Consider the following 14176-nt stretch of genomic DNA (forward strand, 5'->3'; position numbering starts at 1 on the left):
GACGGGCGTTTCTCAGTATCAGAATGGCTTGCTCAAAATATAGCCCGACAAGCGGTCTGCCGCGTCCTCGATCTGCGCCGGGTTGCGCAGGAAGCAGGCGCGCAGGAACAGCTCGCCACCCGCGCCAAAGGCGGTCCCGGGAGCCAGACCCACGCCGACCTTGTCGACGATATCGAAGGCAGCGGCGCGGCTATCGGTAACGCCGTCGATCTTCAGAAACGCGTAGAGCGCTCCATCGGGTTTCAGGGTCTCGACGCGATTGGTGGCAATCAGCGCATCGCACAAGATGTCACGCGATCTGGCGGCGCGGGCAAAATTCTGTTTGATGAACTCGTCGCCGTGATCGAGTGCGGCAACAGCGCCGCGCTGCATGAACTGCGCCACACCCGATGTGGAGTACTGAATGAGATTTTCGATGACCTGACCGATTTCCGTCGGTGCCGCCAGCCAACCGACGCGCCAGCCTGTCATCGACCAGTTCTTGGAAAACGAATTGGCGAAGATGATGCGATCGTCCTCTTCCTTGATATCCAGGAACGAAGGCGCGCGACCTCCGGCATAGTGGTAAAGCGCGTAAATCTCGTCGGCGATGATCCAGAGATCATGCTTGCGGGCGAGCGTGAGAATGTCGCGCAAATTGTCGAGTGTGGCGGTCCAGCCGGTCGGGTTCGATGGCGTATTGATGAACAGCGCCTTCGTCTTTGGCGTAATTGCCTGTTCCAGCTTGCCGATATCGATATCCCATTTGCCATTGGTGAAATCGATGCCGACGGGAACAGCTTTGGCACCAGCCACGCCGATTGCCGCGACGATGTTCGGCCATGTCGGGGTCAGATAGATCATTTCATCACCCGGCGAGGTCAATGCCTGCACGGCAAGGACGATGGCCTGCATGCCGGAGCCGGTAACATAAAAATGGTCAGATGAGAGATTGACTGCAAAATGGCGTTTGTAATAGCGGCTGAGAGCGTCGCGCAATTCGGGAATGCCGCGCTGCCACGTATAAAACGTCTCGCCACCTGTCAACGCATCTGCGGCGGCTTGTGCGATGAACGCGGGCGTTGGCAGGTCTCCTTCGCCAACCCAGAGCGGCAGTAGATTTTCACGCGCCTGAGCGTATTTTTTGACCTCAACGATACCACTTTCAGGCGCAGCCAGTGAGCGGGCACTTAGACTTTTCAGAATCGACATGAAAAAAGGCACTCCAGTGTGAGTGCCTTCTTAGCGCATGAAAAGCCTGCTGTGCATGATATTCGGTGAAGATATCACGGATTTTTCTGATGGATCAGACGCGAGTTGTATCCGCAGTTTTCAGCAGATCGCGAATTTCCGTGAGAAGACGGACATCTTCCGGTGGCGGCGCCGGTTCTTTCTTTTCCTCGACCTTCTGACGCTCGACCGACGAGCGCAGCGTGTTCACGCCCTTCACCATGAGGAAAATGATCCATGCCAGGATGAGGAAGTTGATGACGACGGTGATGAAGTTGCCATAGGCGAAGACCGCGCCCTGCGCACGGGCTGCCTCAAGCGTCGGTGCCGTTACCGCAGAGCTGAGCGGCAGGAAATAGTTGGCAAAATCGAACCCGCCAAAAATCGCGCCGACCAACGGCATGATCAGATCCTTGACGACCGAATCAACGATCTTGCTGAAAGCAGCACCAATGATGACACCCACAGCCAGGTCCATGACATTGCCGCGGGCGATAAACGTTTTAAACTCGTTAAGCATTCCAGGCGTCCCCTCTTTGAAGCCCTCTTTCAGCCGGTGCGTACGGCACGGCCATTACACAATAACATCCAATTTTCGAATGTGCAGATATACGACGTAAAAAGACAATTTGTTCCGCTACCATAAACTTTATGCCTATTCCCAAGCCAATTCTCATTTTCCCGGAACTGGCTTATGCTTAAGCGGGCGAGGATGAGGGAGAGAACCGTCAAGTGCTTCCGGGCTGGGTCATATTCGGATCGGCGTTTGCCTATATTCTGCTGCTGTTTGCGGTAGCTACCTATGGCGATGCCAAGAGCCGTCAGAAGTCAGCCACTAAAAAGGGCAGGCCCGTCGTCTATGCGCTGAGCCTTGCGATCTACTGCACCTCCTGGACTTACTTTGGCGGCGTTGGGCTGGCATCCGAACGCGGGCTGGAGTTTCTTGGTATCTACACCGGCCCGATCCTTGCCTTCACGCTCGGGATGCCCATCCTTCGGCGGATCGTGGAACTGGCGAAAGCCGAGAAGCTGACATCCGTTGCCGACTTCATCGCCGCCCGGTACGGCAAGAACCCAACGGTGGCGACGCTGGTATCGATCATCGCGCTGGTGGGCGCCATCCCCTATATCGCCTTGCAGCTTAAATCCGTGTCCAACTCGGTCGCTGCCATGGTGGACCCGAGCGATTACGGCATTGGTAGCGGTAACCTCTATTTTCTTGATCTGCCCCTGCTGGTGACGGTTGTCATGGCCGGGTTTGCGGTCATTTTCGGAACGCGCCATACCGATGCGACTGAGCATCAGGACGGGCTGATCCTCGCCATATCCATGGAATCAGTGGTGAAGCTGGTGGCGATCTGCACGGCGGGCGTCTATGTTGTCTTCTTCCTGTTCGATGGTCCAGCGCAGCTCTGGCGACTGGCGTCGCAGAACACCCAGGTCATGCAGGCCATGTCCTACCAGACGCCGATCAGCCGTTGGATCGTGCTGACGCTGCTCTCGGCTTTCGCCATCATCCTTTTACCGCGCCAGTTCCACGTCACAGTGGTGGAGAACCGCACGCCGAACGAGTTGCGCATGGCGGGGCTGCTGTTTCCGCTCTACCTCATTGCCATCAACATCTTCGTATTGCCGATTGCCATTGCCGGTCTGCTGACGCTGGGTGGCAATGGCGACGCCGACCTTTATGTGCTGCAATTACCCTTGGTCAACCAGATGCCGGTGGTGTCGCTTATCACCTTTATTGGCGGCTTTTCGGCGGCGACGGCCATGGTCATCGTTGCCTCTGTCGCCTTGTCCATCATGGTGTCGAACGACATTCTGATGCCGATTTTCCTGCGGCAGAAATTGTTACATCGCTCGTCGCATCGCGATGATTTTGCCAAGACCCTGCTCAACATACGCCGCACTGCGATTTTTGCGGTTCTTTTGCTTGGCTATGCCTATTATCGCGCGGCAGACAGCGCGTCTGGCCTCGCATCGATCGGCCTGCTGGCCTTTGCAGCCATTGCGCAAATGGCACCGTCACTGTTGGGCGGGCTCATATGGCGTCGTGCCAATGCGCGTGGTGCCATAGCAGGCTTGAGTTCAGGCTTCCTCATCTGGGGCTATCTCCTCTTTCTCCCGAGTCTTGGCGGGCCTGATAACTCCCATATTGCGGCCACTGTCTTGAGCTTCCTGTTCCCCGGAACGACACTGTTCAACGGTCCAGGCGCCGATCCGCTTGTCAATGCCGTCACACTCAGTCTGCTGATCAATTGCGCCGCATTTGTGCTTGGATCTCTGTCGCGTAATCCGCGTCCGGTGGAGCGCATCCAGTCCGGCATTTTCGTCAAACGGCATTCCAAATCGCAATTTGCGACCCGTGGCTGGAAAACGCGTGTCAGTGTGGGCGATCTGAAGACGGCCGTTGCGCGCTATCTCGGCGAAGAAAGGATGTTGCGCTCGCTGTCGGCTTACGAAAAGACGGCGGGCCGAAAGCTGGAGGACGATCAACCGGCGGACATGGCGCTCATCCATTTTTCCGAACAATTGTTGGGCAGCGCCATCGGCTCGTCCTCGGCGCGGTTGGTATTGTCGCTGATCCTGCAAAAGGCAGAAGATACCAGCGCCGACACTGTCTGGCTGCTGGATCAGGCCAGCGAAGCGCTGCAATATAATCAGGACATGCTTCAAACCGCGCTGGCGCAAATGGACCAGGGCATCGCCGTATTCGACAGCTCCCAGCAACTGACCATCTGGAACCGGCGCTTCCGCACCCTGCTCGATCTGCCGGAGCAGTTCGGGAGGGTAGGACTGCCGCTCAACGAGATCGTGGCCATGCTGGAGGAGCGTGGTGATATCGCGGCGGGCCAGCAGGCGCACACCATAGATCTGTTTCTGACGATGGACATGCCGTTTTCGCTTGTGTTGGCGGGTGGTGCACGCATTATCGAAGTGCGCTCCAACGCCATGCCGGACAAGGGTATTGTCGCCACCTTCACCGATATCACCCAGCGTGTGGCCAGCGACCAAGCGCTCAAGCAGGCCAATGAAACGCTGGAGCAACGTGTGGAGGAACGGACCGGCGAATTGACACGTGTAAACCGTGAGTTGGCCGAAGCGCGTGCGGCAGCTGATGATGCCAATATCGGCAAGACCCGTTTTTTTGCCGCAGCGGGTCACGATATTCTTCAGCCCCTGAATGCTGCCCGGCTGTACTCGTCGGCGCTTGTCGAGCGGGTCGGGGCGTCTGAAAACGGCTCTCTCGTCCAGAATATCGACTCCGCACTGGAATCGGTGGAAACCATTCTCGGCGCGGTTCTCGACATATCCCGTCTCGATACCGGCTCGATGAAGCCACGTGTGGCGTCCGTAGCGCTGACTGATCTGTTCAAACGCATCGAGACGGATTTTGCGCCGATGGCGCGGGAAAGGAACCTCGAACTCATCGTCATGCCCACATCTCTGACGGTAAAATCCGATATCAATCTGCTGCGACGGCTCGTTCAGAACCTCGTATCCAATGCCATCAAATATACGGTGACCGGTAAGGTCGTTGTCGGCGTCCGTCGCCGTGGGAAGGAGGCGGTCATTCAGGTGTCGGATTCCGGCATCGGTATTCCGTCCTCCAAGTTCCGCACCATCTTCAAGGAGTTTGCGCGGCTTGACGAAGGGGCAAAGACGGCGGCAGGGCTTGGCTTGGGCCTGTCGATTGTGGACCGCCTGTCACGCATTCTGCATCACCCCGTCCACCTGTCGTCCGTTCAGGGCAAAGGCACGACGTTTCGCGTTCACCTGCCGCGCGAGCTTATCCATGGTCGTCAATCAAAGATCTTGGAGCGCAATGCCCCGCGAGCGATTGCGCAGCAAATGAGGGGCTTTCGTATCCTGTGCATCGACAATGAACCGAAGATATTGGAAGGCATGGCCCTGTTGATGTCCGGTTGGGGGTGTGAGGTGCAACAGGCAGCCTCGCTTGCCTCGATCGATGAGAGAGCGGCGCGCCACACCGAGCCTCCAGATATGATCATCGCCGATTATCATCTTGACGATGGCGATGGCGTAAATGCGGTGCTTCGGCTCCGACGCATGTATCAGAGAGATATTCCTGCGCTGCTCATCACCGCCGACCGCACGCCGGACGTCCGGATGCAGGCGGAAAAAGAGGGGATTGCCGTGCAGCATAAGCCTGTCCGGCCGGCAGCTCTTCGCGCCTACATCAACCAGGTGTTCAGCGTGACGCGGGCAGCGGCAGAGTAAAGCGAAAAAGGCCGCCCGTCATCGGGCGGCCTTTCAAGTCTATTGAGCAATCAGTGAGAGGCTTATGCAGCGCGGTCGTAGCGGGCCTGCTGCTGGTTTGGCTGGCCGATCTGGAAGCGTTGGACCAGTCCAAGCAGAGCTTCGACCTCTTCCGATAGCATCTGGGTCGCCGCGCTGGACTCTTCCGCCATAGCGGCGTTCTGCTGGGTCATCTGGTCCATCTGATTGACGGAGCCATTGACTTCCTGAAGCGCGGACGACTGGTCGGCCGTTGCCGTTGCGATGGTTTCAACGTGCTTGCTGACGACGACGATCTGCTGGCTGATGTCCGACAGAACCTGTCCTGCTTCCTGTACCAGATGAGCGCCTGTGCCGACTTCGTTGGTGGACTGGTTGATCAGCGTTTTGATTTCGCGGGCGGCATCGGCCGAACGCTGGGCAAGCTCGCGAACTTCCTGCGCCACAACGGCAAAGCCCTTGCCAGCTTCACCGGCACGCGCAGCCTCGATACCGGCATTCAACGCCAGAAGGTTGGTCTGGAAGGCGATGTCGTCGATGACCTCGATGATCTGCTCGATCTTCTTGGAAGCATCTTCGATACGGCCCATCGCGTCGATGGCGTTCTTGACCACTGAGCCAGAGCTATCGGCACTCTTTTGCGTGATGCGAACCGCCTGATTTGCTTCACGGGCACGTTCGGCAGAGGATTTTACGGTAACAGTGATTTCCTCAACAGCGGCTGCGGTCTGTTCCAGTGAGGCAGCCTGTGATTCCGTGCGCCGCGACAAGTCGTTGGAAGATTCGCGCATCTCCATGCCATTGGTCTGGATCACAAGCGTTCTATCGCGGATTTGCGCCAGAACGTCTTTCAGATTGGCAAGCGAGTTGTTGAAGTCCGAGCGCAACTGTTCCAGGCGACCGGAGAACGGCGTATCGATCGTCTGCGTCAGGTCACCCTGAGAAAGACGGGCAAGACCACCAGCAAGCTGGTTGACCGCATAATCGATCTGGCGGTCCGTTTCCCGCTTTTCAGCGTCGTTGCGGTTACGTTCAGCCTCAGCCTCGGCCCGTTCCTCGACGCTGCGGCCTTCCATGACCAGCTTTTCGTGCGCGTTGTCGCGGAAGACTTCCAGTGCACGTGCGATGTTACCAAACTCATTTTTACGTTCGGTGTAGGGAATATCGGTGTCAAGCTTGCCTTCCGACAACGACTTGACCGCATTCGTCAGCAGGCCGAGGGGGCGGAGCGACCGGTTGATGGCGAAGTAGCCGAGCAGACCGAACACGACCATGACGCCAACGCCGCAACACAGCACGATGTTACGCAATCCGTCGATATGAGACTGGTAAACGGCCATCGGAACGCCAACGAAGAGAATCCCGACCGTGTTGCCGGACTTGTTGAGGACGGGAAGATAGCCCGTCATGTAGTCCGTGCCAAAAAGCCTCGCTTGTCCAAAGTAGGACTCGCCCTTTGCCATTTTGGCATAGGCAGGATGATCAAGCGCAAGTTTGGTGCCGACAGCGCGTTCGCCCTTCTCGTTTTTTACGTTGGTCGAGATACGCGTGTAATCGGTGCCCTGGGTCTGGAAGACGGTGGCAACACCACCATTGGCGGTACCTGTACGATCCACGAGGTCGAAATCAAGCAGCGTTCCGATGCTGGGTCTGCTGACAGATTTCAAATCGCCATTTTCGATAGCAACCGTCGCACCACCGACTTTCATCTCATAGAGAATAGCCATGCTTCTGACAGCACGACGCGTGTCCATGAGTGCGCTCTCCATCACGTCTTGCTTCAGACGGATGTAGGTCGAAGTACCAACGGCAAAAATGCCAAGAAAAATAAGCGCGATAGTCAGACAAACCATCTGAACAACTATCGATCTCGAAAAGAAACTCGTCATACTATGTCCCCGAGAAATACTGAATTTTGCCACAATGCAGAAAAAAAGTTAAAATTCACGGAACGTGTTTGTGCGTCAATATTTTGTGTGATTTCGCGGTGAAATTGACTTATTGGTACTAAATATTGAAATAATTGTATTCTTGCTTCTTTAAGGCTGACATTTTGATCAGTCAGGAACAGATGCTGCTTCCTGTCAGTGCAGAGTAAAGGTGTTATTTTGAATTCGCCTCAAAGGCTTTGACGACTGTTCGGATCCTGCTCGGCACGGTCGCGGTAAAGGGCGGCACGGCCCAATAGCATTAAAGAAACAGGCGTGGTGACGGTCATGAAAATACCGATGAAGATTTCCTGAAACACCGGGCGTTCGCCTGACACCGAAAAATAGATGACCGATGCGATGACGATGCCGCCTGTTCCCCAGCTGGTGCCAAGAGTTGGGGCGTGCAGGCGTTCATAGAAGCTCTGCAACTTGGCAAAGCCGATCGTTCCGATGAGCGTGAGGGATGAACCAAGCAGAACGAAAAAGGCGACGAGGATGGCGGCCCAGAGGGGGAATTCGGCGGCGCTGTTCATTCGATCACCTCTCCACGCATCATGAATTTTGAAAGTGCCACGGTCGATACGAATCCTAGAATAGCGATCAGCAGGGCGGCGGTGAAATAGACGTCGTTGCCGGTGCGAAGCCCAAACAGCAGAACCAACAGCATGGCGCTGACATAAAGCGTATCGACGCCGAGGACCCGGTCCTGCGCGCGCGGGCCGATGGCGATGCGATAGACGGATAGCGCCATGGCGATTGCAAGAAACAACTGGGCGATCGAGAACGACCAGAAAAGGATAACCGAACTCATTCGAATATCTCCATCAGCAATTTTTCATAACGGCCTTTGATGAGGTTATGCCAATAGGCCTCATTCATTTCGTCCAATACGTGGATCAAAAGCGTGCCTTGAGACGAATTATACTCAAGCCAGGCGCTTCCGGGTGCTGCTGTGAGCACCACGGCCAGAATCGAAAGCCCCATCGGGTCTCGGAGTTCAAGAGGCAGCGTCAGGAAGCCCGAGCGTATCTTTCGATCGCGCCGGAACAGGATGATCGCTGCAACCGTGATGTTGGAGCGGATGATATCGTAAAGGACGATGAACGTCAGCTTCACCAGCAGATGCCAGTTTCGAATGCGCGGTTTCGGTGGGCGCAGGGACGCCATGGCCCAGGACGCCAAGATGGCGACGATGGTACCCAGCAACAGATGACCAGTCGAGAAGCCATTGATCGTCAGCCAGAAGAAGATGAGCGAAAGTGTCAGCAGCGGATAGGGCAGGATACGGGTGATCATGGCGCTGACCCCTGACCGTTATCGGCCCTCGGAGCAGACATCACGCCTTGAATATAGCTTTCGGGAAGACTGCCGATACGTGCCGTTTCCTGCAGGTACCTCATGACGGGACCGGCTGCGATGGTCATTGCCAACGTTAAGGCCAACAGCATCAGGACAGGCGCGATTTCAATGACGAGAACACGCGGTACAGTCCCTTCAAGTGACCCCCAGAAGGTACGAATACCGGCGCGCGTCATGGAAATCAGCGCGGCCAAGCCCGAGAAGACGATGAGGAAGACGAGCCACCACGAGAGCGTCGAGACCGTATCGTTGGCGCCCAATCCTGATGGATTGAGGATGGCAGATAGCATCGAGAACTTGGCGATGAAGCCGGATAATGGTGGCAGGCCAGCCAGAAGAATACCACAGGCTGCGAAACAGACGCCGAGCACCGCCATGGTGCCGGGCATGGTAACGCCGACCTCGTCTTCTTCTTCGTCCTCTTCACCTTCGCCGTAAGCTTCCATCGTCACAGCCAAAACGTTGGCACCGGCGTCCTGCCCGCGCTCGACGAGTTCGATCAGCATGAAAAAGGCGCTGGTCGTCAGTGTCGAACTGATGAGGTAATACAGCGCACCGGAGGCAACAAGGGGATTGCCCGTTCCCATCGCAGCCAGAAGCGTTCCCGAGGACACGAGAACAGAAAAGCCGGCAAGGCGGCCAAGCGCCTGTGAGGCTAGCACCCCGATGGTGCCGAACACGATGGTGGCGATGCCGCCGACCAGAAGCGCATCATGACCGAAACCCGCCGAAGCGCCCGCCGTCTCTCCGAACAGGAGGAAGGACAGGCGCGCGATGATGTAGATTCCAACCTTGCTCATGATGGCGAAAATGGCGGCTACAGGTGCCGATGCGGCGGTGTAGGCCGTGGGTAGCCAGAAATTCAAAGGCCACATGCCGGCCTTGACCAGGAAGGCTACGCCAAGCACGGCCGCGCCGGTTTCCAGCAGCATGCGCTGATCCGGGTTGAGACCTGCAATGCGCTGTGCCAGATCACCCATGTTGAGGGTGCCGGTGACGCCATAGATGAGGCTGACGCCGATCAGGAAAAACAGGGCCGCAACAAGATTTATGGCGATGTAATGCAGGCCGGCCTTGACGCGCAACGGCCCGGAGCCGTGCAATAGGAGGCCATAGGAGGCTGCCAGCATGACCTCGAAGAAGACAAACAGGTTGAACAGATCGCCGGTCAGGAATGCGCCGTTCACGCCCATCAGCATCAGATGAAAAAGTGAATGGAAATGCGCACCTGCTTTGTGCCACTTCGCCAGCGAGTAGATGAGTGAGGGAATGGCGAGCAGCGCCATCAGCAGTACCATAAGGCCGGAAAGCCGGTCCGCGACCAGCACGATACCGAAGGGCGCAGGCCAGTTGCCGAGAAGATAGACGCCGGTCGAAATGACGGCAGCAACTTCCGTGTTGATCGTCGAATTGACCTCGATGAACAGGGTGACGGCAACCGCCAGCAGAATGAAGGTCGAGATGAGGCTGACGGCGGCTTTCGTGGAGCGCTTGCGCTCGTCGATGAACAGCAGGATGGCGCCAGTCATCAGCGGCACCAATATCGGCGCAACGACGATGTGAGCGGGAAAGGAATTCACTTCGTTTCCCTCCCGTCGACATGGTCAGTGCCGGTCAGTCCGCGTGCTGCCAGGAGGACGACGAGAAAGAGTGCGGTCGTTGCAAAGCCGATGACGATGGCTGTCAGCACGAGTGCTTGCGGAACGGGATCCGCCAAGGTCGACGTGATGACACCCTCAAGCAGCAAGGGCGGTGCATTCGTTTTGATGCCGCCAACGCCGAAGATGAAGAGGTTGACGGCGTAGGACAGAAGCGAAAGACCGATGATGACCTGATAGGTGCGGGGACGCAGGATGAGCCAGACACCAGATCCGGTCATCACACCGATCCCCAGGGCAAGAATGAGTTCCATTACGCCTCCTCCGCTTTTGAGGCGTCAGGCACACGTATTTTATAGTTACGCAGCGATTGGTGCGCCAATGCTATCAGAATAAGGACCGTCGCACCGACGACGAGGGCGAAAACGCCAAGGTCGAACAGCAGCGCGGTCGCTGTCGGCATTTTGCCGATGTAGGGAATGTCAGTGTATTGAAAATAGGATGTGAGGAACGGGTATCCGAGGAGCCAAGACCCCATGCCCGTTGCTGCCGACATCAACAGACCGAACCCCATCCAGCGCAACGGCAGAATGCGGATGCGGTCTTCCGCCCAGCGGGTCCCACCGGCCAGATATTGCAGAAGAAACGCAACAGCCATGGTGATCCCTGCCGAGAAGCCACCGCCCGGAAGATCATGGCCCCTTATGAACAGGTAGATCGAGAAGGTCACGATGACAGGGAACATCCACTGCATGATAACAGAAGGGACCAGCAGATAATCGCGAACCGTGTCACCTTTGCTGCGTTCCGGGCTGTCGGCATCGAACGCATTTTGAATAAGCTGTTGTTCCGGCAGACCGATGCTTTCCTGAGCAGGACGGAAACGACGCAGCAGCGAGAACACAGTGAGACCGACGATCGCGAGAACCGCGATCTCACCCATGGTATCGAATCCACGGAAATCGACCAGAATGACGTTGACAACATTCCTTCCGCCACCCTCGCTATAGGCTTTATCGAGGAAGTAGTTGGCGATGGTGTTGGGCACGGGCAGCGTCATGACGGCAAAAGCGATGATGCTCATGCCGATACCGCAAAAGACGGCAAGCAGAAAATCGCGCCCGCGACGAAGCTGGGACGGCAGTTCGTTGTTGTTGTCGACCTTGACCATACGTTTGGGTAGCCAGCGCAGGCCCAGCAGAATGAGAACGAGCGTCACGATTTCGACCAGCAACTGCGTGATGGCCAGATCGGGTGCTGAAAGCCACACGAAGGTGAGGCAGGTGACAAGACCTGATACGCCCAGCATGACGAGGGCAGCCAGGCGGTGATATTTCGCCTGCCATGCGGCACCCATGGCGGCAATCATCCCGATGCCCCATAGAATGGCGAAAATCGGATCAAAAGTTGTCACAGCGGGAAGTGTCAACGAGAAATTGGACGATGCGAGCGGTGAAAAACCGGCAACCAGCGCCACCAATATCAGCATGCGCAGTTGCGGTTGCAAACGGCGTGTCCCCAGCCTGCTTTCAGCCCAGCGCGCCCATTTCCAGGAAACGGTCACCATGACCCGCTCGAAAATACGTTGCCCGCGCAGATGCCGGAAGAACGGTGGACCATCATCGCAGCGCGCGAAATAACCACCCAGCAAAGCGTAGATTGCAACGCCACCCACGAATGCCATCAAGCTCATGATCAGTGGAAGGTTAAAACCGTGCCAGATCGACAGGCTATAGACCGGGGTCTGAGGTCCAAGCACCGACAGGACCGCCGAATGCAGGAAGGGACCGATGGACAGGCTCGGCACGACGCCGACGATCAGGCAGGCCAGCACCAGAAACTCGATGGGAAATCGCATCCAGCGCGGCGGTTCATGGGGCTTGGGGTTGGGAATATCATGTGGCGGCGGTCCGAAGAACACCGTGTGGATGAAGCGCAGCGAATAGGCCACGGCAAAGGCGCCCGATAAGGTCGCGACATAGGGAAGTGCCTTGTCCAGCAGGGAATCTGCATGGGTTTCCACGGATTCGGCAAAGAACATCTCCTTTGACAGAAAGCCGTTGAAGAGCGGAACACCGGCCATGGCCGCGCTCGCCGCCATTGCGAGCGTGGCAGTTGCTGGTAAAAACGGATAGAGGCCGCTCAAGCGCCGCATATCCCGTGTGCCGGTTTCATGGTCGATGATGCCGGCTGCCATGAAAAGCGATGCCTTGAAGGTGGCATGGTTCATCATGTGGAAGATGGCGGCAACAGCAGCGAGTGGACTGCCGAGGCTGAGAAGCGTAGTGATCAGGCCCAGATGGCTGATGGTGGAGTATGCGAGAAGTCCCTTCAGATCCTGCTGGAACATGGCGAAGTAAGCACCGAGCAGCAGGGTGATGATACCGCAGAAACCGAGCAGCCAGAACCATTCCGGTGTTCCCGCCAGAACCGGCCACAGCCTCGCCAGTAGAAACACGCCAGCTTTCACCATAGTGGCGGAGTGCAGATAGGCGGACACCGGTGTCGGCGCCGCCATGGCATTGGGGAGCCAGAAGTGGAACGGGAATTGCGCGCTCTTCGTCAGTGCGCCGATGAGGATGAGGACAAGTGCGGGAACATAGAGCGAGTGCGCTCTGATATCGCCTCCCTTGGCGATGATGTCATCCAGATCGTAGCTGCCCGCCATATGACCGAGGATCAAAAGCCCTGCCAGAAGGCAGAAGCCGCCGATACCGGTGACGGTGAGCGCCATACGTGCGCCATCGCGGGCTGTGGCATTGTGGTGCCAGTATCCGATCAGCAAAAATGAGAAGATGCTTGTCATTTCCCAGAAGATTGACAGTAAAATCACGTTTCCGGATAGAACAATTCCCAGCATCGAGCCCATGAAGGACAGGAAGAACGCGAAAAAGCGTGGAATAGGGTCGTCCGAAGACATGTAATAGCGTGCGTAGAGCACCACCAGAAAACCGATGCCGGTGACCAGTACCGTGAACATCCACGCAAATGCGTCCAGCCGGAGCGTAAAATTCAGACCAAGCTGTGGAAGCCACTCTACATCGTATTTGAGAACTGCACCGCCCTTGACGCTGCTGTAGAGCAGGATGGTCGTCACGAGGCTGAAGAGGGCGATGCCGCCGGCAACCAGCACAGGCGCACGGGCAGCGCCATCTCTCGGCATCATCGCAGTCACAATGCTGCCGATGAAGGGGAGGGCAATCAGAATGGGAAGGAGGGCTTCAAGACTCATGTACAATGGCAATTTTCTGGCGTTAAGATGTGACAGTTTCTGTGCCCGTCAACTTCGCCAACTCCGTCAAGTACGGAGATAACTGGCCACGACGGTTATGAAATTCCTCGGGGTGGCCCGCGGGGTGAGACCGTCCCGGTGAGACGAAGACCATGCCCACCGAATTGCATGTCTTCTGCACCGATCTGGTCGTTCATGTCGCCTGATACCAGTGCTATGTTCGGTAAAAATGGATCAACAAAATCGTGATCCACTGACCGAGCGTAAGACGTCCAGAGTGCTGAATCATGGCGCTGTGCACTGGTTGCGTTGTGCGCCAGCGATGTGGCTGCCTGAGGTCGTTGAGACGATTCAAGTCGATGGAGTTTTGCTGTAAGGGCAACGCTGACGCTCGCCTGAATTCCGATGAAGACAAGCATGCCAGCTGCAAAAACACCGATCAGCCTTTTGGAATAACGCGGGGTCCAGCGGTTTTTCCCCATCCATGGCAAAATCGTGTCTCCTCAATCGTCGTCAGCGTTTTGTTAAAACATCACCAGAAAAGTGGATATCCACTGTGTTTTTAGGGGAATGGTATCGCCATTGTC

The 14176-nt window shown here is 56.6% G+C and carries 10 protein-coding genes; 1 reads left to right on the forward strand and 9 read right to left on the reverse strand.

Going from position 1 to position 14176, the window contains the following annotated elements; all coding sequences use genetic code 11:
* Positions 1 to 18: 18 nt before the first annotated feature.
* The gene (locus tag GGQ73_RS03420) at positions 19 to 1191 is read right to left on the reverse strand and encodes a pyridoxal phosphate-dependent aminotransferase (RefSeq protein ID WP_183894002.1); all 1173 of its coding nucleotides are present in this window, start codon (positions 1189 to 1191) and stop codon (positions 19 to 21) included.
* 94 nt (positions 1192 to 1285) lie between these two features.
* On the reverse strand, positions 1286 to 1729 hold the full coding sequence (gene mscL / locus GGQ73_RS03425; protein ID WP_174152059.1) for a large conductance mechanosensitive channel protein MscL: 444 nt from the start codon (positions 1727 to 1729) through the stop codon (positions 1286 to 1288).
* A 212-nt stretch (positions 1730 to 1941) separates the two neighbouring features.
* On the opposite strand from mscL, the gene GGQ73_RS03430 reads away from it, so the two are divergent.
* Positions 1942 to 5451 (forward strand): PAS domain-containing hybrid sensor histidine kinase/response regulator, encoded by a 3510-nt coding sequence (locus tag GGQ73_RS03430; RefSeq protein ID WP_183894004.1) that lies wholly within the window; start codon positions 1942 to 1944, stop codon positions 5449 to 5451.
* A gap of 62 nt (positions 5452 to 5513) precedes the next feature.
* Here the strand turns inward: GGQ73_RS03430 and GGQ73_RS03435 are convergent, their stop codons facing one another.
* The 7 genes from GGQ73_RS03435 to GGQ73_RS03465 all read right to left on the reverse strand — a co-directional run bounded on the left by GGQ73_RS03435 (position 5514) and on the right by GGQ73_RS03465 (position 13589).
* Positions 5514 to 7358, reverse strand: a complete 1845-nt coding sequence (locus tag GGQ73_RS03435) for a methyl-accepting chemotaxis protein (protein ID WP_183894006.1) — start codon at positions 7356 to 7358, stop codon at positions 5514 to 5516.
* A gap of 230 nt (positions 7359 to 7588) precedes the next feature.
* Positions 7589 to 7933 carry a monovalent cation/H(+) antiporter subunit G gene (gene mnhG / locus GGQ73_RS03440; protein WP_174152062.1) on the reverse strand — a complete coding sequence of 115 codons (345 nt, stop codon included), beginning with the start codon at positions 7931 to 7933 and terminating at the stop codon, positions 7589 to 7591.
* A complete protein-coding gene (locus GGQ73_RS03445) occupies positions 7930 to 8211 on the reverse strand; it encodes a K+/H+ antiporter subunit F (RefSeq protein ID WP_174152063.1) in 282 nt (93 codons plus the stop codon). The genes mnhG and GGQ73_RS03445 overlap by 4 nt, the downstream gene beginning before the upstream one ends.
* Positions 8208 to 8696 carry a Na+/H+ antiporter subunit E gene (locus GGQ73_RS03450; protein WP_183894008.1) on the reverse strand — a complete coding sequence of 163 codons (489 nt, stop codon included), beginning with the start codon at positions 8694 to 8696 and terminating at the stop codon, positions 8208 to 8210. Before GGQ73_RS03450 ends, GGQ73_RS03445 begins: the two co-directional genes overlap by 4 nt.
* Complete coding sequence (locus GGQ73_RS03455) at positions 8693 to 10339, reverse strand: monovalent cation/H+ antiporter subunit D (RefSeq protein ID WP_183894010.1); 1647 nt, start codon at positions 10337 to 10339, stop codon at positions 8693 to 8695. Before GGQ73_RS03455 ends, GGQ73_RS03450 begins: the two co-directional genes overlap by 4 nt.
* Positions 10336 to 10671 carry a Na+/H+ antiporter subunit C gene (locus tag GGQ73_RS03460; RefSeq protein WP_174152066.1) on the reverse strand — a complete coding sequence of 112 codons (336 nt, stop codon included), beginning with the start codon at positions 10669 to 10671 and terminating at the stop codon, positions 10336 to 10338. Before GGQ73_RS03460 ends, GGQ73_RS03455 begins: the two co-directional genes overlap by 4 nt.
* Positions 10671 to 13589, reverse strand: a complete 2919-nt coding sequence (locus GGQ73_RS03465; RefSeq protein WP_183894012.1) for a monovalent cation/H+ antiporter subunit A — start codon at positions 13587 to 13589, stop codon at positions 10671 to 10673. Before GGQ73_RS03465 ends, GGQ73_RS03460 begins: the two co-directional genes overlap by 1 nt.
* Positions 13590 to 14176 lie beyond the last annotated feature (587 nt).

Source organism: Rhizobium skierniewicense (assembly GCF_014196515.1).
GTDB lineage: Bacteria > Pseudomonadota > Alphaproteobacteria > Rhizobiales > Rhizobiaceae > Agrobacterium > Agrobacterium skierniewicense.

What these genes read in the sequence shown, in the direction of transcription:
- GGQ73_RS03420 (WP_183894002.1), bottom strand. Translation starts at nt 1,191, where the DNA reads ATGTCGATTCTGAAAAGTCTAAGTGCCCGCTCACTGGCTGCGCCTGAA.
- mscL (WP_174152059.1), bottom strand. Translation starts at nt 1,729, where the DNA reads ATGCTTAACGAGTTTAAAACGTTTATCGCCCGCGGCAATGTCATGGAC.
- GGQ73_RS03435 (WP_183894006.1), bottom strand. Translation starts at nt 7,358, where the DNA reads ATGACGAGTTTCTTTTCGAGATCGATAGTTGTTCAGATGGTTTGTCTG.
- mnhG (WP_174152062.1), bottom strand. Translation starts at nt 7,933, where the DNA reads ATGAACAGCGCCGCCGAATTCCCCCTCTGGGCCGCCATCCTCGTCGCC.
- GGQ73_RS03445 (WP_174152063.1), bottom strand. Translation starts at nt 8,211, where the DNA reads ATGAGTTCGGTTATCCTTTTCTGGTCGTTCTCGATCGCCCAGTTGTTT.
- GGQ73_RS03450 (WP_183894008.1), bottom strand. Translation starts at nt 8,696, where the DNA reads ATGATCACCCGTATCCTGCCCTATCCGCTGCTGACACTTTCGCTCATC.
- GGQ73_RS03460 (WP_174152066.1), bottom strand. Translation starts at nt 10,671, where the DNA reads ATGGAACTCATTCTTGCCCTGGGGATCGGTGTGATGACCGGATCTGGT.
- GGQ73_RS03465 (WP_183894012.1), bottom strand. Translation starts at nt 13,589, where the DNA reads ATGAGTCTTGAAGCCCTCCTTCCCATTCTGATTGCCCTCCCCTTCATC.